Genomic DNA, 24381 nt, shown 5'->3' with positions numbered 1-24381 from the left:
CGCCGCGCCTCCGGGGCGCCACCCCCTCGAGGAGGCGCACCCGCCGTCGCGACGTCGGTGTCAGACCGTCGTCGGCACCACCGCGAAGCGTGCGCCCGGGTGGTCCGCCGAGAGGTGCGGGCCGGGACGACCGAGCATCTGCTCGCGCAAGGTGCCCGTGGCGGGCTCGGCCGGCATGCGGCCGCGGCGGCGCAGTTCGGGCACGACGAGCTCGGCGAAGTCCGCCAGGTCGGCCGTGCCGAAGATCGGTTCGAGCAAGAACCCGTCGAGATCGGTCTCGTCGACCAGGCGCTCGAGCTCGTCCGCGACCTCGACGGGATCGCCGACCACCTGCAGCCCCCGGGTGCCCTTGCCCCGCAGATCGTCGAGGATCTCGCGCACGGTCGGGGCCGGTGAGCCGTCCTTCGGCAGGAAGCGGTCGATGTTGCTCTGCCCCATCTGACCGGCGGGCCCCCCGTCGTCCTGCAGTTGGGTCAGGTCGCGTGAGGGGTCGAGCGAGAGCAGGTCGATGCCGGTGTTGCCCGCGTAGAGGACGGCGACGACCTCGTCGGTCTGCAGGTCGTCGAACTCCTTCCGCAGGGCGACGGCCTCGTCGTGGGTCGGGGCGACCGTGACGGTCAAGCCGACCATGATCTTGACCGACTCGGGGTCACGACCGTGGGCAGCCGCCTTCGCGCGGATGTCCGCGACGTTCGCGGCCGTCTTGGGCACCGTCGTCCCCTGGACGAAGACGCACTCGGCGTTGCGCGCGGCGTAGGCGCGACCCCGGTCGGACGTGCCGGCCTGGAAGAGGACGGGCGTCCGCTGCGGCGACGGCGCGACCGTGAAGTAGCCCGACGACCGGAAGTGCTCGCCGGCGAACTCGACGCGGTGGATGCGATCGCGGTCGGCGAGGACGCCCGCCTCGGCGTCACCACGGAAGGCGCCGTCCTCCCAGCACCCCTCCCAGAGCGTCATGGCGAGATCGACGTACTCGTCCGCCTGGTCGTAGCGGGCGTCGTGACCGCGCATCTCGTCGTGGCCGAACACCTCCGCGACGGTGTTCTGCGAGGCGCCCGTGACGATGTTCCAGCCGATGCGGCCGCCGGTCAGGTGGTCGAGCGTGGCGAAGCGGCGAGCCGACTGCACGGGGTGGTCGAGCCCGGTCGACGAGGTGACGACGAAGCCGAGGCGCTCGGTCTCGCGGGCCAGGGTCGGGATCAGCAGGGCGGGGTCCATGCCGGGGAAGTTGATGCCGCCGCGGGCCGCGGTCTCGGGCAGGTCACCGTCGATCGACGGGTAGCCGAAGCCGTCGGCGAAGAAGAGGAAGTCGAAGCCGGCGCGGTCGAGCAGCTTCGCCATGCCGATCCACAGGTCGAGCCCGTGGTAGCCGAGCGAGTCGCTGCGCGGGTGGGACCAGCTGAGGGTGCCGCCGACCTGGGGGCCGGCGACTTCGAACACACCGAGACGGATCTGCTTCATGCCGCCAGTGAACCGGACGGTTCACCGGGAGTCCAGCCCCGAAACAAGGTCTTAACACGGGCGGGGACCTGCCGCAGGGTCCGGATGCATGCGCCTCGGCGGTCAGGAGGCGGACGCGGCGACGCGGACCCGAGCGACGAGCGCCTCGGTGGCATCGACCGCCGCGCGGTCGACCGCCTCGCTCCAGCCGGCGCTGAGCACCGTGGCCTGGAAGCCGCGCCAGAGCGCCACCGTCTCGTGCGCGAGCGACTCGGCCCGCGCCTCCTCGACGCCTTCGGCGCGGTAAGCCGCCGCCACCTGGCCCACCCACTCGGTGCCGATGTCGCCGAGCAGCGAGGCGTAGCGCTCGCGGTCGAAGCTCGCGAGGCCGAACACCTCGAAGAACAGCCGGTTGAAGGGCTGGTTGACGGGGTCGGACACCGTGTGCCAGACGGCCAGGAGGCGCCGGTCGAGCGGCAGGTCGGGCCCGGCCAGGTGGTCCACGACGCCGACGATGCCCGGGAACCGCCGTTCGGCGCCGTGCAGGGCCGCGGCGACCAACTCTTCCCGGCTGCCGAAGTAGTACAGCAGCATGCGGTTGTTCGAGCCGACCGCCGTCGCGAGGGCGCGCAGCGTGAGCTGGCCGATGCCGTTCTCGAGCACGTGATCGACGACGCGCTCGAGCAAGTCGGCCTTCTTGTCGGACGACTCGCGCGTGGCCATGCCCCCGAAACTAACCTGCCGCGAGGTCGGTGATGACGGCAACACGACCGAAACGACGATGAAACAGTCCGGGTCTAGCTTTTCGACACCTCACCCGAACGACCTTCCAGGAGACCCCCATGAGCCCCCTCTCCGTACCTCCCGCGTTCCGCACCACGTCGCTCGATCGGCGCGGGTTCCTGCGCCTGGGCGGCTCGGCCGCCCTCGTCGTCGGCACGACCGCCCTGCTCGCCGCGTGCACCGACTCGTCGGCCGGAACGGGCGCGGCGACCGGCGGGGCGGCCTCGGGCGGATCGTTCGGGACCATCGCCGTGCAGCTCTCGTGGATCAAGAACATCGAGTTCGCGGGCGAGTACTTCGCCACCGAGAAGGGCTACTACACCGACGCGGGCTTCAGCGAGGTCACGCTGCTCGCCGGTGGCGGACAGACCGGAGCCGAGGAGGCGCTGCTCGCCGGACAGGCCAAGGTCGGGTTGTCGTCGGCCTCGCTCACCGGCCCCTCGGTCGCGCAGGGCGCGGCGCTCAAGATCATCGGCACCACCTTCCAGAAGAACCCGTTCTGCCTGCTCTCGCTCGAGGAGGGCGAGCCGATCCGCACCCTCGCCGACCTCAAGGGCAAGAAGATCGGCGTGCAGTCCGGCGGCAACCAGACAATCTTCGAGGGGTTCCTCAAGGCCAACGACATGAGTCTCGACGAGGTCGAGCTCGTCGCCACGCAATACGACATCGCCCCGCTCGAGACGAACGCCTACGACGCGCACATGTCGTACATCACGAACGAGCCGATCCTCGCCGAGATGGACGGCTTCACCCCGGTCGTGCTGGGCTTCGCCGACAACGGGCTGCCGTTCGTCGCCGAGACCTTCACCGTCACGCAGGACACCATCGACAACGAGCGCGACATGCTCAAGGCCTTCCTGGTCGCCGAGATCAAGGGCTGGACCGACGCGGTCAAGGACCCGGAGCAGAGCGCGAAGTACGCCGCCGAGAAGTACGGCAAGGACCAGGACCTCGACGTCGAGGAGCAGACCGCCGAGGCCGAGGCGCAGAACACGCTGATCCTCACCGAGGACGTCAACGCCAACGGCCTGTTCACGATGACCGACGAGCTGGTCGCCGAGAACATCGCCTCGCTGAAGGCCATGGGCACCGACGTGTCGGCCGACGACCTCTTCGACCTCAGCATCATCAAAGAGGTCTACGACGAGAACCCCGAGCTCATCATGACCTTCACGATCCCCACGGCATGACCATGACGGACGGCACCACGACCGCACTCACCACGGCCACGGGCGACCCCGCCGGTCGACCCGAGCTCGCCACGGGCATCAACATCCAGGGGTTGACCAAGTCGTTCTCCCTGGGCCGGAAGAGCGTGCAGGCCCTGACGCAGATCGACCTGGGCACGAAGAAGGACTCGTTCCTCAGCCTTCTCGGACCCTCGGGCTGCGGCAAGTCGACCATCCTGCGCATCCTGGCCGGGCTCGAGACGCCCACCTCGGGCAGCGTCGTGATCAACGGCAAGACCGCGGCCGAGGTGCAACGCGGCCACGAGACGGGCATCGCGTTCCAGGACTCGGCCCTGCTGCCCTGGCGCAGCGTCGAGAACAACATCCGGTTGCCGCTCGAGGTCGCCGGGCTGACTCCCCCGGCCGGCCTGATCGACGACCTGATCGACCTCGTCGGTCTGAAGGGCTTCGAGAAGGCCAAGCCGGCGCAACTGTCGGGCGGCATGCGGCAGCGCGTCTCGATCGCCCGCTGCCTCGCCGTGCAGCCGACCATCATGCTGCTCGACGAGCCGTTCGGTGCACTCGACGACATGACCCGGCAGCGCATGAACGTCGAGTTGCTGCGGATCTGGGGCGAGAAGCCCGCCACCACGCTGATGGTGACGCACGGCATCAGCGAGGCCGTGTTCCTGTCCGACGTCGTCGCCGTGATGAGCGCCCGGCCCGGCCGCATCGCCGAGGTGGTCGAGATCGACCTGCCCCGACCACGTCTGCCCGAACTGACCCGTACCCCGGAGTTCCACGCCTACGTCGACCGGATCTCCGAGATCCTCTTCGGCTCGCACGGGGCGGCGACGGATGACTGATCTGCACACGTCGCCGCGCGACACGGCCGAGCGCGAGGTCGAGGTCGAGGCCGGCCGGAGCGTGGCGCTGCCGGCCGAGACCGCCCGGGGACGCGAGCGACGGTCGGTGCTCGGCTCGATGGCGGCGGCCCCGCCGTGGGTCGGTGCCCTCGTCGGCATCGTGTTGATCGTGGCGATCTGGCAGGTCGTGGCCGTCACGCTCTTCTCGGTGACCGGCTCGGTGCCCCCGCCCGGCCAGGTGTTCGTCCAGCTCGTCACCGACCTCAGCGATCTGGTCTACTGGCGCGCCATCGGCGCGACCGCCGGCAGCGCGGCGTGGGGTTTCCTCTGGGGCAACCTGATCGCGTTCGCGCTGGCCTTCGCCGTGCTGCTCGTGCCGTGGTTCGAAGGCCTCTCGACCCAGCTCGCCGTGGTCTGCTCGTGCATCCCGCTGACCGCCATCGCGCCGATCGTCACGCTCATGTCGCCCGCCGGCGGCCGGACGACGTCGATCTTCCTGGCTGCGCTGAGCGTGATCTTCACCACCGTGATCGGCACGCTGCTCGGCCTGCGGGCCGCGAGCGAGACCCAACTCGACGTCATCATGGCCTACGGCGGCTCTCGCTGGACGCAGTTGGTCAAGGTCCGACTGATCGCCGCCCTGCCGAGCATCCTGGCGGCGCTCAAGCTGGCGGCACCCGCCGCGTTCCTCGGCGCGGTCCTCGGCGAGTACTTCCTCATCGGTGTCGACCAGGGCCTCGGCATCCTGCTGCTCGCCGCGCAGGCCACGGCGGCGTCGGTCAAGCTCTGGGCACTGGCCCTGATCTCGGGCGGCATCGCGGGGGTCGCCTACTTCGTCATCGGGCGGATCAGCCGACTGGTCACGCCCTGGTCGGCCGGCGACAGCCGCGCCGGAGAGGGGTTCTGATGGCCACGACCCTGCCCACGGGCACCGGCACCCGCGTCACCGCTCCCGCGGTCTCGACCAGCGCCTCCTCGACGGCCCGGTTCGTCCTGCGGCGCATCGGCCGCACCGTGCTGACGATCGCGATCTCGGCGGTCATCCTCGGCATCCTCTGGAACCTCGCCATCGTCGTGCTGCAGGCCAACGCGTTCATCGCGAAGACCCCGGCCGACGTGTTCCGCTGGTTCTTCGTCGACTCCGAGCTCAGCCAGACCACGGCGGCCGAGAACCGCGTGCACATCGCCGGCCTGCTCGGGGTGACCCTCTGGCACGCCGCGATCGGCTTCGTCTTCGGCGTCGGCGGCTCGCTGGTCGTGGCCGTCGTGTTCACCCTGATCCGGCCGGTCGAGTTCATGTTCATGCCGATCGCCATGCTGTTGCGCACCGTGCCGCTGCTCGCGATGGCCCCCGTGATCTACCTCGTGCTCGGCAACGGCATCGTCACCGCCGGGTTCATCGGCGGCGTGGTCGTGTTCTTCCCGTTGCTCGTCAACCTGACCCTCGGCTTCCGGTCGGTCAGCGCCCAGTCCGTCGACCTCATCCGGGTCTACGGCGGAAGCCGCTGGACGATCATGCGCAAGGTCGCGTTCCCCACGGCCCTGCCGTACTTCTTCGCCTCGATGCGCATCGCCGTGCCGGGCGCGATCACCGGCGCGATGCTCTACGAGTGGCTCTTCACCTACGAGGGCCTCGGTGCCGCGATCACGGCGGCGAAGTCGCAGTCGCAATACGGCGAGATCTGGGCCATCGTCGTGCTGATCACCCTCGTCTCGATCGTGCTGTACACGATCACGACCTTCGTCGAGACGGCGGTGCTCGCGAAGTGGGGCCCCAACGCCGGTAAGGCGACCGCGTCATGACCGGCGGCAGCATGACCCGCCGCGTGCTGGTCGACACCGACACCGGCATCGACGACGCCCTCGCCCTGCTCTGGCTCGCCGCGCAGCCCGACGTCGACATCGTGGGCATCACCGCCGTCTACGGCAACTGCGTCGTCGACGACGCCCTGCGGAACGTCGGACACGTCCTGCAGCTCGTCGGACGCGACGAGGTGCCGGTCGCCCGCGGCGCCGAGGGGCCGCTCGAGGCGGAGGCGCACATCGCGCACTACGTCCACGGTCACGACGGTCTGGGTGACGTCGTCGCCGTACGGCCGCTCCCCCGCGTGCTGCTCGACACCCCGGCGGCCGAGCACCTCGTCGAGGTCGCCCGGGCGTCCCCGGGCGAGATCGACCTGCTCACCCTGGGGCCGCTCACGAACGTGGCCCTGGCGCTGAGAGCCGAACCGCGCCTCCTGACCCTCTTCCGGTCGGTGACGATCATGGGCGGCAGCGGGCCCTTCCCGGCCCTCGGCCGCACCGACATGGTCGACGCGAACGTGCAGAACGACGGTGTGGCCGCCCGCGAGGTCTTCGCCGCCCCGGCGACCTCACGCCTCATGGTCGGCGTGAACGCCACGTCGCAGGTGATCACCGACGAGTCACACCTCGCCGCGTTGCGCGACTCGGGCACCCCGACCGGCACGTTCGCCGCCGACGTCCTCGCGACCTACCTCGACTTCTACCGGAACGCCTGGGGCCGCCGGGTCAGCCCCGTCCACGACGGCCTCGCCGCCGCGCTGATGGTGCACCCCGAGTGGATCGCCGACAGCGTGACCGGGCCGGTCGGCATCACCCACGACGGTTTCGCGACCCGCGGCCGGGTGATGCGCACGGCCGACGGCGCCGCGGTCGACTGGCACCCGGACGGCCCCCTGCCGCCCCGCGACCCGTCCACCGACACCACGGCGGTCACCGCCGTCCACACCGACCTCTTCCTGCCGTCGTTCGTCGACGCCCTGATCCACGGAGCCCGCTCGTGACCACCACCTCCCCCGCCGACGCCACCCGTGCCCCCTCGGTGACCTCCCACTCGCCCGCCGACGCCGGGGTGCGTGACCTGCGCGACCTGCCCAAGGGCCACCTGCACCTGCACATGGAGGCCGCGATCCGACCCGATTCGCTCGCCGACATGGCGGCCGCGTCGGGAGTCGTCGTCCCGATGCCGACCAGTTTCGGTGATTTCAGCGAGTTCAGCGCGACCTACCAGGGCATGCTCGTCGTCCTCGCCGAGCGCGACAACCTCTTCCGTCTGATCGACGAGGCGATCGAGGACTGCGCGGTCGAGGGCGTCGCCTACGTCGAGTTCGGGGCCAGCCCGCAGTTCTACGTCACCACCTTCGGATCGCTCGACGCGTCGCTGCGCGCGATGCTCGCCGCCTGCGCCGAGAGCGGAGCGCGATGGGGGGTCGAGGTCGGCCTGATGATCACCGTCGACCGCACCGAAAGCGTCGAGGCCGCGAACGACCTGGCCCACCTGGCCGCTGCCTACGCCGACCGCGGCGTCGTCTCTCTCGGGCTCGCCAACGACGAGCGGGGCAACCCCGCGGCCCGCTACGAGGAGGCGTTCCGCATCGCCAAGCACGCGGGCCTGCTCTCGACGCCGCACGCGGGTGAGCTCGCCGGGCCGGACCAGATCGAGGAGGCGCTGGACGTGCTCGGCGCCGACCGCGTGCTGCACGGCGTGACCGCCGTGCACAGCGAGCCCCTGATGGCCCGCCTGGCCGCCGAGGGCGTCTGCCTCGACGTGTGCCTCACCTCGAACGTGCTGCTCTCGGTGATCCCCACGATCGAGGACCACCCCCTGAAGCGCCTCGTCGAGGCGGGCGTTCGATGTTCGATCAACGCCGACGACCCCATTCTGTTCGGGCCCGGCGTGCTCGCCGAGTACGAGCTGGCCCGGACCACCCTCGGGTTGTCCGACGAGCAGCTCGCCACCTGCGCGCTGAGCTCGATCGAGTGCTCGGGGGCGAGCGACGAGCTGAAGGGTCGGGCCGCCGACGAGATCGCGGCGTGGCTCGCGGCGTGATCGCCTCCCGCTTCGCCTCGGCCGCGCCCGTCCGGCGGCTGGTCGTCGAGGGCACCCACGTCGCGACGGTCGACGCCCACGACACCGAGTACGTCGACGGGCACGTCGTGGCCGACGGATCGCGCATCGTGGCCGTGGGGCCCGGGCCCGCCCCCGAGTGGTGCACCGCCGGGCTGGCCCCACCCGGGTCGGCTCCCGGGGCGGCGGCGCCGGATGCCGCGCCCATCCCGGTCGACCGCGTCGACGGCCGCGGCCACCTGCTGACCCCGGGTCTGGTCAACACGCACCACCACCTCTACCAGTGGCTCACCCGTGGCGTCGCGCAGGACGCCATCCTGTTCGACTGGCTCGTCGCGCTCTACCCGACCTGGGCGCGCATCGACGAGTCGCTCGTCGAGGCCGGGGCCTCCGCCGCGATCGCCGTGCTCGCCCGGTCGGGCTGCACGACCGTCGGAGACCATCACTACGTCTTCCCGGCCGGAGCCGGAGACCTGCTGGGCGGCCTCGTCCGGGCCGCCGCCACGGTCGGCGTCCGCCTGCACGCCACCCGGGGCTCGATGGACCTCGGTCGGTCGCAGGGCGGCCTGCCCCCGGACTTCGCCGTCGAGACGACGGACGCCGCCTTGCGCGCCGGTCAGGAGGCGGTGGCCCGGTTCCACGACCCCTCCGGTGACGCGCGGGTCCAGATCGCGATCGCGCCCTGCTCGCCGTTCTCGGTGACGTCCGACCTGCTGCGCGAGTCAGCCGTGCTCGGACGGCAGCTCGGCGTCCGGCTGCACACCCACGGCTCGGAGACCGTCGAGGAGGACGCCTTCTGCCTCGAGAGCTTCGGCCGCACGCCCACCCAGTACCTCGAGGACCTCGGCTGGCTCGGCGAGGACGTCTGGATGGCCCACTGCGTCCACCTGGACGACCACGCGATCGGACGGTTCGCGGCGACGGGGACGGGCGTGGCGCACTGCCCCTCGTCGAACGGTCGTCTCGCCGCGGGAGTCGCCCCGATCGCCTCGCTGCTGCGCGCGGGTGCTCCCGTGGGGCTCGGGGTCGACGGTGCCGCCTCGAACGAGTCCGGTCAGCTCGGCACCGAGATCCGGCAGGCGGTGCTGTTCGGTCGCCTGCGATCGGGCGCGGACGCGTTCTCGGTCCGGCAGGGCCTGCGCCTGGCGACGATCGGGGGCGCCCGCGTGCTCGGTCGCGACGCGGACCTCGGCTCGATCGAGGTCGGCAAGCTGGCCGACCTCGCCCTCTGGCGCGTGGACGGGGTCGAGTTCGCGGGCATCGCCGACCCGGTGGCCGCGCTCGGGCTGGCCTCGATGCCTCCGCTGGCCCGGCTCTGGGTCGGAGGCGACACGGTCGTCGCGGAGGGCGAGCTCGTGCACGCCGATCAGGGTCTGCTCGCCGAGGGCGCGGCCCGCGCGTCCGCGGAACTGCGCTCGCGCGTCTGAGGCGACCCGCGCCTCACCCCATCACGAAGGCCCCGCAACCACGAAGGCCCCTCTCGAGGAGGGGCCTTCGGGCGGTTCTGTCGAACCCGTTCTGGTGGATCTGAGGGGACTCGAACCCCTGACCCCCTGCATGCCATGCAGGTGCGCTACCAGCTGCGCCACAGACCCAGAACTGCTGCCCCTGTCAAGTTTTCACCCCGTCGGAAGCAACTCGTCTACATTACTACATTTTTCGAGCTCGCAAGTTCACCCCGACTCGGGCCCCCATCGCGGGCCGCCGAGAAGACGCGACATGCCGCTCACCTCCAGAGGTGAGCGGCATGTCGTGACATCTCGCCGACGCGGCGAAATAGAGGAGGCGCGGGCCGACTAAGCCTCGGCCGGCGCGGTCGCCGACTCGGTCACCACGTCGAGCGGGATCGTGGGGCAGTCGCTCCACAGTCGCTCGAGCGCGTAGTACTGACGGTCCTCGTCGTGGAAGACGTGGGCGACGACGTCGCCGAAGTCGAGGAGGATCCAGCGGCCCTCGGCACGACCTTCGCGACGAAGCGTCTTGACGCCCGCCTCGAGCATCTTGTCTTCGATCTCGCCGGCGATGGCGACCACGTTGCGTTCGCTGCGGCCCGTGGCCAGCAGGAAGACGTCGGTCAGGGGCAGGGGGCCGGACACGTCGAGGGCGACGAGGTCGTCGGCCTGCTTGTCGTCGGCCGCGCGTGCGGCGATCTGCAGCAGCTCGATGGCACGAGGGGTGGCTGTCACGTGTTCCTTAGGGGGTAGGTGGTGATGCGGACCGACCGGAGTCGGTTCGGGTGCAGAGGGCCTCAGCCCAACACCCCGGTGGCGAAGCCACCGATGATCAGGCCGATGATACCGAGACCCACGACTCCGCCCGAGATGCCGAGGATGAGCGGCAGGTGGTTGCCCTTGGGCTGCGATGCGGCGAGCACCACCGCCCGCGTGGACGTGTGCGTACTGATGGCGCGACTGGCCCGGACGGGTTCGGCGTCGCTGGACGCTTGCTCGGCGTCGCCCTGCTCGAGGATGCGGTCCATGTCGGAGTTGTCGATGCGGGCCTGCGAGCCGGTGGATGCCAGGCTGCGGGGCAGGTCGATCGAGCCGGTGATGATGATCTCGCCGGTCGCGTTGAGCGCTCCGGTCACGTCGGCGACCTGCGCGTCGGTGAGGATCAGCGCGTTCTGCTGACCCGTGCTGGTGCCGAGTTGACGACCCGGGACGGACTGCGCGTCGGGCTCGTCGGACTGGGTCGACCAGTGCCCGGACGGCAGGATCGGCACCGCGCCGGACGACTCGCCGCCCTGCTCGGGCGACGAACCGACACCGGAGGTGCGGGGCGATGACGCGACGGGACGGGACGGGGCGGGAGGCGCGCTGGGCGAGCCCTGACCGCTGCGTCCCTGCTCGTCGGACAGCGCGAAGGGGAAGACCGTGGGGGTCGACGCCGGCGCGGGCGTCGAGGGCGTCGGAGCGTTCGTGGGGGGCGAACCCGTCCGGCGGGGCCCGGGCACGTCGTCCGACGAGTCGTCGTCGGCCGGGGCGTCGGAGGGCACGGGGGGCGAGGTGGGGCGGACGGCCGCAGCAGCCGGAGCCCCCGGTGCCGAGGCCGGTCGGTCGGCGACGGGGGCGATCTCGTCGACGGTGTTCAGTGCGTCGGCGAGCGGGCGGCGGGGCTCGGGAGCCGGAGCCTGGAGGGGCACGGGAGACGCGTCGCGAGTCTGGCTGGCGTCACGCAGGGCGCGCATCTGGCGGCGGGTCAGGCCGGTGCCGGGGTCGACGACCGAGCCCGGCGCGGGGGGCGGGACGTCGCGCCGTGCGGCCGACGAGGGCACGGGAGTCGGGAGCTGGAGGTCGACCGGAGAAGCCGTCGCCGGTCGAGGACCGGGTGTGGACGTCGAGGCAGGTACCACGGGCACGGCTCCGGTGATGGCCTGGCCGGCCTCGCGGGCTCGCTCGAGGTCGCGGATCTGTCGCCGGGTGAGGGGCGGCTGACCGTCGGACGTGCTCATGAAACGCTCCGATACAGATGGTGCTTGGAGATGTACTGGACGACGCCGTCGGGGACCAAGTACCACACCGGAAAGTCTCGACCCACCCGGGCGCGGCAATCGGTCGACGAGATGGCCAGTGCGGGGACTTCGAGCAAGCTTACGTCGCTCTCGGGCAAACCGCTAACGCTGAGGTCGTGCCCCGGCCGCGAGACGGCGACGAAGTGGGCGAGGTCCCACAGCTCTTGGACGTCCTTCCAGTCGAGGATCTGGGCGACGGCGTCGGCGCCGGTGATGAAGAAGAGCTCGGCCGTCGGACGGAGCCGCCTGATGTCGCGGAGGGTGTCGATCGTGTAGGTCGGCCCGTCGCGGTCGACGTCCACACGGCTGACCGTGAAGGTCGGGTTCGACGCCGTGGCGATGACCGTCATGAGGTAACGGTGCTCGGCTTCGCTGACCTCGGGTTTCATCCACGGCTGGCCGGTCGGCACGAACACGACCTCGTCCAGGTGGAACGACTGCGCGACCTCGCTGGCCGCGACCAGGTGCCCGTGGTGGATCGGGTCGAACGTGCCACCCATGATGCCGACCCGGGGACGCCTGACCCCCTCGCCGTCGGGCACGGTCGCCCCCGCAACGACCATCTCGCTGGCCTCGACGGTCAGTGCTTCTCGGGGTGACCGAACTCGTCGATCGGGCCGTCGTGGTGGTCGAGCTTGTTCGCCTTGCGCAGCGACCGGTTGGCGACGTCCCGGTAGCTGAAGACCACGTAGCCGAGGACGAGGAACGCGATGGCGAAGACGCCAGCGATGACCGGGGCCGGCGCGATCAGCGGTGCGAGTTCTTCGTGGGCTTCGGCGAGCAGCAGCGAGGCGTCGAGCATGGGTTCTCCCGTTCAGGCGGTGACGATCGTGGACGAGTCTACCCGCGCACCTGGCCCTGGCCCCGCACGACCCATTTGGTGCTGGTGAGCTCGGGGAGCCCCATGGGTCCGCGGGCGTGGAGCTTCTGGGTCGAGATGCCGACCTCGGCACCAAAGCCGAACTCGCCACCGTCGGTGAACCGCGTCGAGGCGTTGACCATGACGACGGCGCTGTCGACCTCGGCGAGGAACCTCTCGGCGGTCACCAGGTCGTTGGTCACGATGGACTCGGTGTGATGGGTCGACCACCGCGCAATGTGCGCCATGGCCTCGTCGACGTCCGCCACGACGCGGACGGCGAGGTCGAGCCCCATGTACTCGGCGGCCCAGTCCTCGTCGGTGGCCGGCACCCCGTCGGGGAAGACCTCGAGCGTGCGCTCGTCACCATGGATCGTGACGCCGGAGGCGCGCAGGGCACCCAGCACCGGTGGCAGCAGGCGGTCCGCGGCGTCCCGGTGCACGAGCAGGGTCTCGAGCGCGTTGCACACGCTCGGCCGCTGCACCTTGGCGTTCCGGACGATGTCGACGGCCCAGCCCTCGTCGGCGCTGGCGTCGAGGAACACGTGCACGACCCCGGCACCGGTCTCGATGACGGGCACCGTCGACTGACGCACGACGGTGTCGATCAGCTCGGCGCTGCCCCGCGGGATGAGCACGTCGACGAGCCCGCGAGCCCGCATGAGCTCGCCCGCCCCGTCCCGTCCGAACTCGTCGATCGTCACGACGGCGTCGGCGGGCAGGCCCACCTCGTCCAGGGCCTCGCGCATGACCTCGACGAGCACGCGGTTCGACTCCTGCGCCGCGCTGCCACCCCGCAGGACGGCCGCGTTGCCGCTCTTCAGGGCGAGCGCCGCGATGTCGACCGTCACGTTGGGGCGGGCCTCGTAGATGGCGCCCACCACGCCGAACGGCACGCGGACCTGATCGAGTCGCAGCCCGTTGGGCAGCACCTTGCCGCGCACCGACTCGCCCACCGGGTCGACGAGCGAGGCCACCAGCTCGGTGGCCTCGGCGAGACCGGACAGGCGACGGGAGTCGAGCCGCAGGCGGTCCTGCAATGAGGCGCCGACACCGTTCTCGCGCGCGTTCGCCAGGTCGAGCTCGTTGGCCACGACGATGCGGTCGACGTTCGCGACCAGGGCTGCGGCGATGGCGCGGAGCCCCGCGTCCTTGCGATCGGCCGTCGTCGTCGCGAGTACGCGCGAGGCGGCTCTCGCGGCGGTCAGCTTGTCGGTGAGCGACGGGGCCGGGGCATCGATGAGCGACATGCACGAAGCCTATGCGCCGGTCCCCCGTCCCGCGAGAGCCGACCGCGGGCGGCGGCGGGGCGGCGGTCGCTCGGACGACGCCCCGGGAGGCGCGGGTCAGGCCGGGCGCTCGGCAGAGCGCCCGGCGCCCGCCGCCGCAGATCCCGATCCCGCGGCTCCCGCCGCTTCGAAGAAGGTGCCGACGTGCTCGCCGGCGAGGGCACGGGCGACGTTGCCGGTGCTCGTCACGAGGACGGGGGTGCCGGCCTCGGCCGCGAACCGGGCGGCCGCGACCTTCGTCCCCGCGCCTCCGGTGCCGACGCCGGCCTCACCGGCGGCACCGAACGTGACCCCGGCGAGGTCGTCGCCGAACGGGACGTCGAGGATCGCGACGGCACCCGGCTCGTGCGGCGGCCGGGTGTACAGGGCGTCGACGTCGCTCAGCAACACGAGAGCGTCGGCGCCGATCAGCTGCGACACCAGCGCCGCGAGCCGATCGTTGTCACCGAAACGGATCTCGTGGGTGGCGACCGTGTCGTTCTCGTTCACGATCGGCAGGATGCGCAGCTCGAGGAGGCGTTCCATGGCGCGCTGGGCGTTGCTGCGGTGCGTCGGGTTCTGCATGTCGCCCGCGGTCAGGAGCACCTGCCCGGCCACGATGCCGTAGCGGCGCAGGCTCTGCTGGTAGCGGTAGATCAAGACGTTCTGTCCGACCGCGGCGGCCGCCTGCTGCGTCGCGAGGTCGGTCGGCCGGGCGTCGAGCCGCAGGTGCGGCAGGCCCGTGGCGATGGCCCCGGACGACACGAGGACGACCTGGGCGCCCCGACCGTACGTCGCGGCGAGGGCTTCGACCAGCGGGTCGATCTGGCCCGCGTTCACACCGCTGATCGATGACGAGCCGACCTTGACCACGATGCGACGGGCCGTGCCGAGGCCGGCGCGGTCGACGACGCCCCCGGTCACGCCCGCTCGTCGCCTTCGGCGTCGTCGCCCTCTTTCACGAGGAACCCCTCGTCGTCGGTCCACAGACCGGCGGCGCGCTCGCGCTGCAGCTCCGCGCGGGCCTCGGCCTTGGCGTCCATGCGCTCGAAGTACTCCTCACGACGCTGGTTGCGGGTCGGGCGGTCGTTCTGGATCAGACGCGGATCGGTGCCACGGGCGCTCGTCATGAGTTCGGCCGTCGAGGTGAGGGTCGGCTCCCAGTCGAAGACGATGCCGCCCTCGGGGCCGATGACGACCGTCGAACCGGCCTGCGCGCCGGCCTTGAACAAGGCGTCCTCGACGCCGATCGCGTTGAGTCGGTCGGCCAGGTAACCCACGGCCTCCTCGTTGTTGAAGTCGGTCTGGACGACCCAGCGCTCGGGCTTCTGACCGAGGATGCGGTACACGTTGCCGTAGGTGCCGCCCTCGACCCGGATGACGAAGGGCTTCTCGTTGACGGCGCGGGGACGCATGACGATGCGAGGAGGCGCGGGGCGCGCGGCGATCTCGGCCCGGCTGGCCTCGACGACCTCGGCCAGCGCGAAGGACAGGTTGCGCAGGCCCTCGTGGCTCACCGCCGAGATCTCGAAGACGCGGTAGCCGCGGGCCTCGAGCTCGGGGGTGACGAAGTCGGCCAGCTCACGACCGTCCGGCACGTCGACCTTGTTCAACGCGATCATCTGCGGGCGTTCGAGCAACGGCTTCTGACCGTCGGGGACGGGGTAGGCCTCGAGCTCGCGCAGGATGACGTCGAGGTCGGTCAGGGGGTCGCGGCCCGGATCGAGGGTCGCGCAGTCGAGCACGTGCAGCAGGGCCGAGCAGCGCTCGACGTGGCGCAGGAACTCGAGCCCGAGCCCCTTGCCCTCGCTGGCGCCCTCGATGAGGCCGGGGACGTCGGCGACCGTGTACCGCGTGTCACCCGACTCGACGACGCCGAGGTTGGGGTGCAGCGTCGTGAAGGGGTAGTCGGCGATCTTGGGCTTCGCGGCCGAGAGGGCGGCGACGAGGCTCGACTTGCCGGCCGACGGGTAGCCCACCAGGGCGACGTCGGCGACGACCTTGAGCTCGAGCAACACGTCCCCGGCCCAGCCGGGGGTGCCGAGGAGGGCGAACCCGGGGGCCTTGCGTTTGGTCGACGAAAGGGCCGCGTTGCCGAGGCCACCGATGCCGCCCTCGGCGGCGACGTAGCGCATGCCCGGCTCGACCATGTCGATCAGCTCGACGCCGTCGGCGGACTTGACGACGGTACCGACCGGGACGACGAGCTCGAGGGTCTCGCCGTTGGTGCCGGCGCGGTGGTCGCCCATGCCGAAGCCGCCGTTGTCACTGGACCGATGCGGTGCGCGGTGGAAGCCGAGCAGCGTCGTGACGCCGGTGTCGCTGACGATGACGACGTCCCCGCCGTGGCCGCCGTTGCCGCCGTCGGGACCGGCCAGGGGCTTGAACTTCTCGCGCTTGACGGACACGCAGCCGTTGCCGCCGTTTCCGGCGCGGAGGTGGAGGGTCACTTGGTCGACGAATGTGGCCATGAGGTGCTTGATCTCTTTGTCTGTGCGTGCCGGTGCGAGCTGCCCGGGTCAAACACGTCTGGGGCGAGCAGGATGCTCGCCCCAGACGGTGCGACCCTCGAGGGGCCGCCGGTGCGGGTCGTGTGCCGACGCCGCGTGGTCTCTCTAGACCGTGGCCGTCGCGGAGGCGACGATGTTGACGACCTTGCGGCCGCCCTTGTTGCCGAACTCGACCGAGCCGGGGGCGAGGGCGAAGAGGGTGTCGTCGCCGCCGCGGCCGACGTTGACGCCGGGGTGGAAGTGGGTGCCGCGCTGGCGGACGATGATCTCGCCGGCGAGGACGACCTGGCCGCCGAAGCGCTTCACGCCGAGGCGCTGTGCGTTCGAGTCACGACCGTTGCGGGTGGACGATGCGCCCTTTTTGTGTGCCATGTGTTCTCAGCCCCTAGCTCAGTTGATCGAGGTGATCTTGACGCGGGTCAGGTCGGCACGGAAGCCCATGCGACGCTTGTAACCGGTCTTGTTCTTGTAGTTCTGGATGACGATCTTCGGGCCGCGCAGGTCGTTCAGCACCTCGGCGGTCACCGTGATCTTCGCCAGGGCGTCGGCGGCCGAGGTGACGGTGTCGCCATCGACGTGCAGCACGGCGGGGAGGGTGATGGCGTCGCCTTCGGCGGCCTTGAGCCGATCGAGGGTGACGATCGTGCCGACCTCGACCTTCTCCTGCCGACCACCGGCGCGCACGACTGCGTAGACCATGTCTGTTCCTTCACGAGTTGGGGGTTTCAGGCACGACGCGGCCTCGAGCCAGAGCGCACCAGCCGCTCATCGTACAGGGGGCCGCTGGGGTCGTCAACGCGCCCGGAGCCGGGCCGACGACTACGATCCAGGGCGTGATCCTGATCGACGAGGCCGTCTGGCCTGCCCACGACACACTGTGGGCCCACCTGGTGAGTGACGACTCCTACGACGAGCTGCACACGTTCGCCGCCCGTCACGGCATCCCCCGCCGCGGGTTCGACCACGACCACTACGACGTGCCCGAGTCGCGACGCGCCGAGTTGATCGCCGGGGGCGCCGTCGCCGTCACGGGCCTCGATCTGGCCCGCCGCCTGGAGCGCAGCGGACTACGGGTGTCCCAGCGGGTCAAACGCGGCCTGTCCGCCTGATCGACCGGCGCGCTCGGACGACACCGCCCCGGGCGGTCACCAGGTCGTGTCGAAGCCCTCGTAACTGGCCACCACCGCGCCCGATGCGATGTCGACGATCGTGGTCGTGACCCCATCGGCGACGGGATCGATCGTGTACGAGTAATCCGTCGGCGTCGTGGCGTCCCCGACCGACTGCACCGCCAGGTACTGCCCGTTCGGGGAGACATCGAATCCCTCGATGACCCCGGACGCGCTCGGGGGCTGCCAGAGCGTCCGCGAGGTGGCGCCGTCGTCCGCGACGACCAGGGTGCGGTAGGTCGCTCCGTCGTCCGACGGCACCGAGACCTGCTGCACCACGTGGTCCGAGTCGAGGGCCACGAGGGGCCCGGCGAAGGGCAGGACCCCGTCCACCGGGGCGGGTGCCCGAGGGCGTTCGTCGCCGGTGGCGAGGTCCACGACCATCGACGCGATGCTCGACGCGGCGACCAGGGTCGTCCCGTCGAGCGAGACGCCCTGCAGCAGGGAGTACGTGCCCACGGGTCGCACGGGGTCGACGCCCGAGAGGTCGACGACGCTCACCGAGTCGTCGAGGGCTTGCACGACGACGTCGTCCTCGCCGGGGACGAACGCCCAGTCGGCCGGTTCGACGGGTTGTCCGGAGAGCGCGAGGACCGGTGTCACGGCCCGCTCCCCTTGGAGCGGGAGCGTGTAGAGCGTCTCGACGTCCGAGCCCGTCGGCCGGAACGAGAACGCCAGCGTCGTGGTGGCGCGGTCGGCCGCGAAGCGCGTGATCAGGCCGGGCCGGTCGGGGACGGGCAGGGTCTCGACGGCGGCCCCGTCGAGCGACACGAGGCTCAGGCTGCTCTGCGTCCCGTCGTCCGTGACGACGGCGACCGCCGAATCGAACACCTCGTAGGCCTGGATGCGTGGAGCCGACCAGACGGTCGTGCGATCGGAGCCCCGGAGCCCGGCCCGTTCGATGCGGTCCTCGGCCCCGCCCGTGCCCCGGACGAGCCGGTACAGCGTGGCCGGGGGCGTGCTGAACCGGGCCTCCAGGGTCGAGGTCTGGCGTTGGTAGACGCTCGAGACCCCGTCGATGCGCACGTGGTACTCGGTGGCGTAGTCGAGCCGGTCGGTGAACGTCACCGCGACCACGTCACCGGAGGTCTGGACCGTGAACGCCGTCGCGGGGGTCACGACCACCTGCGAGGGGTCGACGTGCGCGAGCGCCTGGTTGGCGAACACCCTCAGCTGCTGGCCCGGCCGCTCGACCGCGGCGGTGGCGTCGACCTGCGTGTCCGACGTCCTCGGCCCCTGGAAGTACGTCAGCCCGACGAAGGCGGCACAGACCACCGCGAGGACGGTGACGACGGCGATCCACCGGACGCGCCAGCGAGCCTGCGCGTCGCGGGCGTCCTCCTCGGTGAGGAACACGGGGTCCGAGGCGAACGGGTCCGACGTGGTCCGTGCCGTCGCCCCCTGGCCCCGCCCGCCCTCAGTAGAGGTACGGGTCACTGGGCTGTCCCACGGTGGTGACGTCGTCCGGCACGAGGGCGACGGGGTCCTGGCTCGAGCTGCTGCGGTTCGTGTCGAAGCCCCCGGTCACCTCGACCCAGTCGTCGGCGGCGACCTGGTCCTGCCAACCCGGCAGGTACACGGGGACGCCGACGGGCTGGGCGTCGACCGCGCAGCACGTGATCACGAATCGCGAGACGTAGAACACGTCGTCGGGGTCGGTGTCCGACGGCGTGACGAACCCGACGACGTCGGCGGTCTTGCCCTGGTAGAACGCGAGGTCGGTGGTCTGGCGCAGCAATCCGGCCCAGTCCAGCACACTGAACGAGCGGTAGGCGTCCGAGGAGGCGCTGGTCGCGTCGGCCACGGAGGTGCGGTCGAGCGCCGCGGTCGACGAGTTGACGTCGCGCTGCCCGGCGGTGGCGCTGGTGAGGGTGGCCGGCGGCACGGCGACGACGGCGATCGCGATGGCGGTCGTGACGACGAGACCGGCCGAGAAGGCCAGGCGCCGGACGCCGGTGGCCAGCGGACGGCGTCGTCGCGGGCGGAGGCCGTCCTCGACCGCAGGCACGGCGGCCGTCTCGAGCCGCCCGTCGTGGTCGTGGTCCGCGTGGTCGTGGCCCGCGTGGTCGCCCTCGTCCTCGCCCCTGACGGGTGAGAACGCGAGCGTGGCGAGCGACAGCAGCATGCCGATGACGATCATCACGACGGTGAAGACGTCGTACCGGGGGTGGATGTACAGCACGAGTTGGCCGGTGGCGGCGAGCCAGAGGGTGGCGACGCCGACGACGAGAGTCAGCAGCACCCCCTGCCACCGGTCGAGCAGTCGGCGCCAGGGGCGGGGAGCAGGGCTAGGCGACATAGTTGACCACCAGTCCGATCGCGGCACTCGTCAGGGCCACCACGAGGGTGACCTGCCCGAGCACCTTGGGCGTGTAGGTCGTCCGCAGCAGGGCGAGCATCTTGACGTCGATGATCGGACCGAAGACGAGGAAGGCGGCGATGCCGCCGGGCATGAAGGTCGAGGCGAACGGCAACACGAAGAACGCGTCGACGTTCGAGCAGATCGAGATGACGAAGGCCAGCACCATCATCGCCAGCACCGACCAGACCGGGTTGCTGCCGAGGGTCACGAGCACCGACCGCGGCACGATCGTCTGGATCGCACCGGCGATCGCCGCGCCGATGAAGAGCGCCGGCATCATCGTCGACATCTCGCGACGGAACAGGTCGACGCTCTTCGCCGTGCGACCCCGCCCGTGCCCGTGCCCGTCGTCGACGCGGCACTCGGCCGCGAACGAGGACGTGAGCAGACTCTGCTGGTTCGGGTGCTTGCTGAACAGCCAGCCGATCAGGTTCGCGATGACGAACCCGCCGATCAGCCGGGCCACGAGGATGCCGTTGTCCCATCCGAAGGCCTGGTGGGTGGTGATGATCGTGATCGGGTTGAGGATCGGCGCCGCCAGCAGGAACGTCATGGATTCCGACACCGTGAAGCCCTTGAGCACGAGGCCGCGCGCCAGCGGCACGTTGCCGCACTCGCAGACGGGCAGGAACATCCCGAGGAACGAGATCACGGCCCGACGGGGCACTCCCCGTCTCGGCAGCCACGACGAGAAGAACGCCTGCGGCAGCCACTCCTGCACGATGATCGACAGCACGATGCCGAGCAGGACGAACGGCATCGACTCGACGATGACGCTGACGGTCAGCGTGACGAAGTCCTGCAGGGCGTTCGGCAACAGACCGGGGCCGAGCAGAGGCGAGGCGAGACGGACCACGACGAGCACGGCGAGCACGAGTCCGCCCGCGACGAGCAACGGCACGCGCGACGGCGCCGGGCGCGCAGCCCGGCCGGCGCCGTGCCCGGCGTGGCCGGTGTGCTCCCGGACGGGAGCGCTCACCGCTCGTCCTCGCTCTGACCGGTCGGGGGCGCGAAGCGTGACCAGTCGGCGGGGGCGGGCGCCGGATGCGCCGGCACGACGGGACGTTCGGGCGGGGCGACGGGTGCCGACGGCCCTGTGTCGAGGACCGTCGGGACACGGCCGGCTCGCACGCCGCCGACAGGAGGCGCGGCGTCGTCGACGAGGTCGGTCGCGTCGTCGACCGGCTCGGCCTCGGCGGCACGAGGTGCGGGTTCGGCCGCCCAGACCTCGTCGCCGCCCCCGCCACCCAGCCACGATCGAGCGAGAACCGCACCGGCGACGAGCAGAGCGGTGTCGACGATGCCGGCCGAGAGCGGGACGGTCGTGAGGTAGAGCGCCAGGTTCACCCAGGTGCCACCGCTGATCGAGAGCACGATGCCGGGCACGATGCCGACGACCGCCAGCGCGACGGTGCCGACGGCACCGGCGACCACCGCGTGGCGGACCACACTGCGAAGGTCGGACCGCGGCGTGAGCGGGCGGACGGCGGCGAGCACCACGAACGCGGCGACGTAGAACGGGAAGGGGTAGAGCACGAAGCTGCCGAGGAACTGCCCGACGGGCGTCGCCACGAACCCACTGGGGAACGCCGTCACCGAGAACCCGACGGCGGAGCCGACCAGCGCGACGAGTCCGAGGACGAAGCGGGCGACGAGCACGACCACGAGTGCCGTGGCCGCGACGAGCAGACGCTCACGCCCCTCGGGCCCCGAGACGGAGACGGACACAGCCCGGAACCTCGACCTGACGGTCGGAGTTCCGGGCTGGGTCAGAGGCACGAAGTCACCCTAGACGACTCAGAGATCGTCGGAGCTGACCCCCACGCCGAGGATGAACGGACCGGACTCGCCGGCCGTCGTCGGCTCGGCAGGAGCCGCCGCGGTCGTGCCCTGGCTGGAGGCCCGGCGCGAGCGCGAGCGTCCCTGACCGGGCTGCTTCGGCTCGGGCAGCGCGCCCAGCACCGAGTCGAGGAGCTGCTCGGCGTCCTGGCTGCTGATGCGACGCGGCTCGCGCTGCGTGGTCGCCACCGGGATGTCGAGGATCGCGACCGTGGCGTCCGGGGTCGAGACCGTGGCCGAGGAGCGGCGACGCTCGGTGGTCTTCTCGACCCGCGCCTCCGTGGGTTCGTCGGCGGGCGCGGTCACGGGAGCGGCCGTCCGCTCGGCCGGTGCCGCGGCGGGGACCTCGATCACACCGGAGGTCGCGTCGGTGGCGGCCGACGCGGCGGGTGCCGCCTCGTCGGCCGTCTCGCCGGCCTCGCGCTGGGCGCGCGACGAACCACGACGGCCCTTGCGACCCGAACGACCACGACGCCCTTCGTCGCCCGAGTCGGTGGACGCCTCGGCGGCCGGCTCGGCCTTGGTGGCACTCGCGGCGGCGGCGTCGATGGCGGCCTCGACGGCCGCCGCGGCCTGGCTGGCCGCGTCGTCGTCCTTGGGACTGCCTTCTTCGGCGTGGGCGATGGTGCTCGCCGCGATGCGCGAGAGGGCGTTCTTGACGTCGTCGGTGATGGCGTGGGTACCCGTCGTCGGGTGCGCCCCACCGGTCGGCGACGAGGGACCGCCACGACCGGACTGCGGAGCGGTGCCGGCGCCGGCGCCCGTGTTGTGCGCGTTGCCACCCGACTTGCCCGGGCCCCCGGCCTGGCCGCCGCGTCGGCGGTCGCCCTGCTGGCCGCCCTTGCGGGGCTGCTGCTCTTGGACACGGGCGGCGCTGCCGGCCTCGGAGAACGACTCGGCCAGGCCGAGGCCCAGCTTCTTGCGCGTCATCTGCACCAGTCCGAGAGAGGTGACCTCGGCCACCTGGTGCTTGGTGCGGTCACGGCTGAGGCACTCGACCAGGCGACGCAACACGAGGTCGCGGTTGGATTCGAGGACCATGTCGATGAAGTCGACGACGATGATGCCGCCGATGTCCCTCAGACGGAGTTGACGGACGATCTCCTCGGCGGCCTCGAGGTTGTTCTTGGTGACGGTCTCCTCGAGGTTGCCGCCCGAGCCGACGAACTTGCCGGTGTTGACGTCGACGACGGTCATCGCCTCGGTGCGGTCGATGACCAGCGAGCCGCCAGAGGGCAGCCAGACCTTGCGGTCGAGTGCCTTCTCGATCTGCTCGTTGAGGCGGTACTCGTCGAACGCGTCCTTGTCGCCCTCGTAGCGCTTCACCCGGTCCATGAGGTCGGGGGCCACGGCCGAGAGGTACGACTGCAGCGTCTCGAAGGCCTCGTCACCGTCGATGACCATCTCGTGGAAGTCCTCGTTGAAGACGTCGCGCACGATCTTGATCAGCAGATCGGGCTCGGAGTGCAACTGGTTCGGGGCGTTGCCCGCCGCGACCTTCTTCTCGATGTCGGCCCACTGGTTCGTGAGGCGCTTGACGTCGAGGGTCAGCTGCTCTTCGGTCGCCCCTTCGGCCGCCGTGCGCACGATCACGCCGGTGTTCTCGGGCAGGGCCTCTTTCAGGATCTTCTTGAGGCGTGCGCGCTCGGTGTCGGGCAGCTTGCGGCTGATGCCGTTCATCGAGCCGTTCGGGACGTACACGAGGTAGCGGCCCGGCAACGAGATCTGGCTCGTGAGACGGGCGCCCTTGTGGCCCACCGGGTCTTTCGTGACCTGGACGAGCACGCGGTCGCCGGGCTTGAGAGCCAGTTCGATGCGGCGGGGCTGGTTGCCCGACGACAGCGAGTCCCAGTCGACCTCGCCCGAGTACAGGACGGCGTTGCGACCGCGTCCGATGTCGACGAAGGCGGCTTCCATGCTGGGCAGGACGTTCTGCACGCGTCCCAGGTACACGTTGCCGATGAGCGAGACGTTCTGGGCCTTGGCGACGTAGTGCTCGGCCAGGGTGCCGTCTTCCATCACACCGATCTCGATGCGGTCGCCGGACGAACGGACGATCATCTTGCGATCGACGCTCTCGCGGCGGGCGAGGAACTCGGCCTCGGTGATGACGGTGCGTCGGCGTCCGGCGTCGCGGCCGTCGCGGCGGCGTTGCTTCTTCGCCTCGAGACGCGTCGAGCCCTTGATGCGCTGGGGCTCCGTGATGAGCTCGGCCTGGCGCGGGGCGCGCTCGCGCCCACGGGTCTCGGAATCGCGCTCCTCGCGGTCCTGCGAGCGGCCACGCTGGCGGCGACGCGAGGCCGGCTGCTGCTCGCGGTCGTCACGATCGTCGCGGTCGTCGTCGCCCTCGCGGTCGTGCTCCCACGAGTCGTCGGCGTCGTATCGGTCGTCGCGGTCGTCACGCTGCCGACGACCGGGGCGCGCCGGGAGGACGCTGATCTCGGGGGCGTGGAAGATGAGGGACGTGGTCGTCAGGTTCGCCGGGATCGGCGACGAGGATGCGTCGGTCGTGGCCTCGTCGGTGGGCGCCGGCTCGGTCGCCCCGGCGACGAACGCCTCGGCGACCGCGTCGGTGGCGACGACGTCGGAGGTCGGGGCCTGGGCCGCGACCTGCTCGTCGGTGGTCTCGGTCTCGTGGGTCACGGGTGATGCCTCCTGGGCGTCGTCTGTCGTCCGGACGGGTGAAGGGAGTGCTCTCTGCTGCGTGTCGGGGCTCGTCACCGGGCCGGCGTCGAGC

General features: G+C 71.2%; 24 protein-coding genes and 1 tRNA gene. 8 read left to right on the top strand and 17 right to left on the bottom strand.

Annotated features, from left to right (window positions below; all coding sequences use genetic code 11):
- Positions 1-60: 60 nt before the first annotated feature.
- Together HRF36_RS13040 and HRF36_RS13035 are read right to left on the bottom strand one after the other, a co-directional pair.
- Positions 61-1461, bottom strand: coding sequence for an NtaA/DmoA family FMN-dependent monooxygenase (locus tag HRF36_RS13040; protein ID WP_173210569.1), 1401 nt, complete (start codon positions 1459-1461; stop codon positions 61-63).
- A 102-nt stretch (positions 1462-1563) separates the two neighbouring features.
- Entirely contained in the window at positions 1564-2163 is a 600-nt protein-coding gene (locus HRF36_RS13035; RefSeq protein WP_173210567.1) for a TetR/AcrR family transcriptional regulator, read from the bottom strand.
- Between the two features lie 119 nt (positions 2164-2282).
- Here HRF36_RS13035 and HRF36_RS13030 point away from each other — a divergent pair, with 119 nt between their 5' ends.
- From HRF36_RS13030 to HRF36_RS13005, 7 genes are read left to right on the top strand one after another with little or no spacing between them, the layout of a single operon-like run.
- Complete coding sequence (locus tag HRF36_RS13030; protein ID WP_173210565.1) at positions 2283-3413, top strand: ABC transporter substrate-binding protein; 1131 nt, start codon at positions 2283-2285, stop codon at positions 3411-3413.
- A complete protein-coding gene (locus HRF36_RS13025; protein WP_254281334.1) occupies positions 3410-4258 on the top strand; it encodes an ABC transporter ATP-binding protein in 849 nt (282 codons plus the stop codon). The genes HRF36_RS13030 and HRF36_RS13025 overlap by 4 nt, the downstream gene beginning before the upstream one ends.
- Positions 4251-5165 carry an ABC transporter permease gene (locus HRF36_RS13020; RefSeq protein WP_173210563.1) on the top strand — a complete coding sequence of 305 codons (915 nt, stop codon included), beginning with the start codon at positions 4251-4253 and terminating at the stop codon, positions 5163-5165. Before HRF36_RS13025 ends, HRF36_RS13020 begins: the two co-directional genes overlap by 8 nt.
- Entirely contained in the window at positions 5165-6061 is an 897-nt protein-coding gene (locus tag HRF36_RS13015; RefSeq protein WP_173210562.1) for an ABC transporter permease, read from the top strand. The genes HRF36_RS13020 and HRF36_RS13015 overlap by 1 nt, the downstream gene beginning before the upstream one ends.
- On the top strand, positions 6058-7062 hold the full coding sequence (locus HRF36_RS13010; protein WP_173210560.1) for a nucleoside hydrolase: 1005 nt from the start codon (positions 6058-6060) through the stop codon (positions 7060-7062). The genes HRF36_RS13015 and HRF36_RS13010 overlap by 4 nt, the downstream gene beginning before the upstream one ends.
- Entirely contained in the window at positions 7059-8108 is a 1050-nt protein-coding gene (gene add, locus HRF36_RS15550; RefSeq protein WP_217271292.1) for an adenosine deaminase, read from the top strand. Before HRF36_RS13010 ends, add begins: the two co-directional genes overlap by 4 nt.
- Positions 8105-9553 (top strand): 8-oxoguanine deaminase, encoded by a 1449-nt coding sequence (locus tag HRF36_RS13005; protein WP_217271291.1) that lies wholly within the window; start codon positions 8105-8107, stop codon positions 9551-9553. Before add ends, HRF36_RS13005 begins: the two co-directional genes overlap by 4 nt.
- A gap of 92 nt (positions 9554-9645) precedes the next feature.
- Here the strand turns inward: HRF36_RS13005 and HRF36_RS13000 are convergent.
- The 10 genes from HRF36_RS13000 to rplU all read right to left on the bottom strand — a co-directional run bounded on the left by HRF36_RS13000 (position 9646) and on the right by rplU (position 16973).
- Positions 9646-9721: transfer RNA gene (locus HRF36_RS13000), tRNA-Ala, on the bottom strand.
- A 201-nt stretch (positions 9722-9922) separates the two neighbouring features.
- On the bottom strand, positions 9923-10312 hold the full coding sequence (rsfS, locus tag HRF36_RS12995; RefSeq protein WP_173210556.1) for a ribosome silencing factor: 390 nt from the start codon (positions 10310-10312) through the stop codon (positions 9923-9925).
- A 62-nt stretch (positions 10313-10374) separates the two neighbouring features.
- Positions 10375-11577, bottom strand: coding sequence for a hypothetical protein (locus tag HRF36_RS12990; protein ID WP_173210554.1), 1203 nt, complete (start codon positions 11575-11577; stop codon positions 10375-10377).
- On the bottom strand, positions 11574-12200 hold the full coding sequence (gene nadD, locus HRF36_RS12985; protein ID WP_173210552.1) for a nicotinate-nucleotide adenylyltransferase: 627 nt from the start codon (positions 12198-12200) through the stop codon (positions 11574-11576). The genes HRF36_RS12990 and nadD overlap by 4 nt, the downstream gene beginning before the upstream one ends.
- A 17-nt stretch (positions 12201-12217) precedes the next feature.
- Entirely contained in the window at positions 12218-12439 is a 222-nt protein-coding gene (locus HRF36_RS12980; protein ID WP_043597092.1) for a hypothetical protein, read from the bottom strand.
- A gap of 38 nt (positions 12440-12477) precedes the next feature.
- Positions 12478-13746 (bottom strand): glutamate-5-semialdehyde dehydrogenase, encoded by a 1269-nt coding sequence (locus tag HRF36_RS12975; RefSeq protein WP_173210550.1) that lies wholly within the window; start codon positions 13744-13746, stop codon positions 12478-12480.
- A gap of 96 nt (positions 13747-13842) precedes the next feature.
- Positions 13843-14688, bottom strand: coding sequence for a glutamate 5-kinase (gene proB / locus HRF36_RS12970; RefSeq protein ID WP_173210548.1), 846 nt, complete (start codon positions 14686-14688; stop codon positions 13843-13845).
- Positions 14685-16235 (bottom strand): GTPase ObgE, encoded by a 1551-nt coding sequence (obgE, locus tag HRF36_RS12965; RefSeq protein WP_173210546.1) that lies wholly within the window; start codon positions 16233-16235, stop codon positions 14685-14687. Before obgE ends, proB begins: the two co-directional genes overlap by 4 nt.
- Before the next feature lie 144 nt (positions 16236-16379).
- Entirely contained in the window at positions 16380-16646 is a 267-nt protein-coding gene (rpmA, locus tag HRF36_RS12960) for a 50S ribosomal protein L27 (protein ID WP_123520241.1), read from the bottom strand.
- An 18-nt stretch (positions 16647-16664) separates the two neighbouring features.
- A complete protein-coding gene (rplU, locus tag HRF36_RS12955; RefSeq protein WP_123520240.1) occupies positions 16665-16973 on the bottom strand; it encodes a 50S ribosomal protein L21 in 309 nt (102 codons plus the stop codon).
- A gap of 134 nt (positions 16974-17107) precedes the next feature.
- Here rplU and HRF36_RS12950 point away from each other — a divergent pair, with 134 nt between their 5' ends.
- Positions 17108-17383 carry a DUF4031 domain-containing protein gene (locus HRF36_RS12950; RefSeq protein ID WP_371740169.1) on the top strand — a complete coding sequence of 92 codons (276 nt, stop codon included), beginning with the start codon at positions 17108-17110 and terminating at the stop codon, positions 17381-17383.
- 36 nt (positions 17384-17419) lie between these two features.
- On the opposite strand, the gene HRF36_RS12945 is transcribed toward HRF36_RS12950, so the two are convergent.
- From HRF36_RS12945 to HRF36_RS12925, 5 genes are all read right to left on the bottom strand, one after another.
- Positions 17420-18799, bottom strand: a complete 1380-nt coding sequence (locus HRF36_RS12945; protein ID WP_173210544.1) for a hypothetical protein — start codon at positions 18797-18799, stop codon at positions 17420-17422.
- 61 nt (positions 18800-18860) lie between these two features.
- The gene (locus HRF36_RS12940) at positions 18861-19742 is read right to left on the bottom strand and encodes a TIGR03943 family protein (RefSeq protein ID WP_173210542.1); all 882 of its coding nucleotides are present in this window, start codon (positions 19740-19742) and stop codon (positions 18861-18863) included.
- Complete coding sequence (locus tag HRF36_RS12935) at positions 19732-20784, bottom strand: permease (protein ID WP_173210540.1); 1053 nt, start codon at positions 20782-20784, stop codon at positions 19732-19734. Before HRF36_RS12935 ends, HRF36_RS12940 begins: the two co-directional genes overlap by 11 nt.
- A complete protein-coding gene (locus tag HRF36_RS12930) occupies positions 20781-21533 on the bottom strand; it encodes a hypothetical protein (RefSeq protein ID WP_173210538.1) in 753 nt (250 codons plus the stop codon). The genes HRF36_RS12935 and HRF36_RS12930 overlap by 4 nt, the downstream gene beginning before the upstream one ends.
- 69 nt (positions 21534-21602) lie before the next feature.
- A complete protein-coding gene (locus HRF36_RS12925) occupies positions 21603-24287 on the bottom strand; it encodes an Rne/Rng family ribonuclease (RefSeq protein ID WP_371740168.1) in 2685 nt (894 codons plus the stop codon).
- Positions 24288-24381 lie beyond the last annotated feature (94 nt).

It is taken from the genome of Frigoribacterium sp. VKM Ac-2836 (genome assembly GCF_013248995.1).
GTDB lineage: Bacteria > Actinomycetota > Actinomycetes > Actinomycetales > Microbacteriaceae > Frigoribacterium.
Note: the sequence above shows the minus strand (reverse complement) of the source record. Positions and strands in the feature narration are given on the sequence as shown.

Coding starts and splice junctions, on each gene's coding strand:
- HRF36_RS13030 (WP_173210565.1), top strand. CDS start 2,283: ATGAGCCCCCTCTCCGTACCTCCCGCGTTCCGCACCACGTCGCTCGAT.
- rpmA (WP_123520241.1), bottom strand. CDS start 16,646: ATGGCACACAAAAAGGGCGCATCGTCCACCCGCAACGGTCGTGACTCG.
- HRF36_RS13025 (WP_254281334.1), top strand. CDS start 3,410: ATGACCATGACGGACGGCACCACGACCGCACTCACCACGGCCACGGGC.
- HRF36_RS12980 (WP_043597092.1), bottom strand. CDS start 12,439: ATGCTCGACGCCTCGCTGCTGCTCGCCGAAGCCCACGAAGAACTCGCA.
- obgE (WP_173210546.1), bottom strand. CDS start 16,235: ATGGCCACATTCGTCGACCAAGTGACCCTCCACCTCCGCGCCGGAAAC.
- HRF36_RS13040 (WP_173210569.1), bottom strand. CDS start 1,461: ATGAAGCAGATCCGTCTCGGTGTGTTCGAAGTCGCCGGCCCCCAGGTC.
- HRF36_RS12975 (WP_173210550.1), bottom strand. CDS start 13,746: ATGTCGCTCATCGATGCCCCGGCCCCGTCGCTCACCGACAAGCTGACC.
- HRF36_RS13020 (WP_173210563.1), top strand. CDS start 4,251: ATGACTGATCTGCACACGTCGCCGCGCGACACGGCCGAGCGCGAGGTC.
- nadD (WP_173210552.1), bottom strand. CDS start 12,200: ATGGTCGTTGCGGGGGCGACCGTGCCCGACGGCGAGGGGGTCAGGCGT.
- HRF36_RS12940 (WP_173210542.1), bottom strand. CDS start 19,742: ATGTCGCCTAGCCCTGCTCCCCGCCCCTGGCGCCGACTGCTCGACCGG.
- HRF36_RS13010 (WP_173210560.1), top strand. CDS start 6,058: ATGACCGGCGGCAGCATGACCCGCCGCGTGCTGGTCGACACCGACACC.
- HRF36_RS13035 (WP_173210567.1), bottom strand. CDS start 2,163: ATGGCCACGCGCGAGTCGTCCGACAAGAAGGCCGACTTGCTCGAGCGC.
- HRF36_RS13015 (WP_173210562.1), top strand. CDS start 5,165: ATGGCCACGACCCTGCCCACGGGCACCGGCACCCGCGTCACCGCTCCC.
- HRF36_RS12990 (WP_173210554.1), bottom strand. CDS start 11,577: ATGAGCACGTCCGACGGTCAGCCGCCCCTCACCCGGCGACAGATCCGC.
- rplU (WP_123520240.1), bottom strand. CDS start 16,973: ATGGTCTACGCAGTCGTGCGCGCCGGTGGTCGGCAGGAGAAGGTCGAG.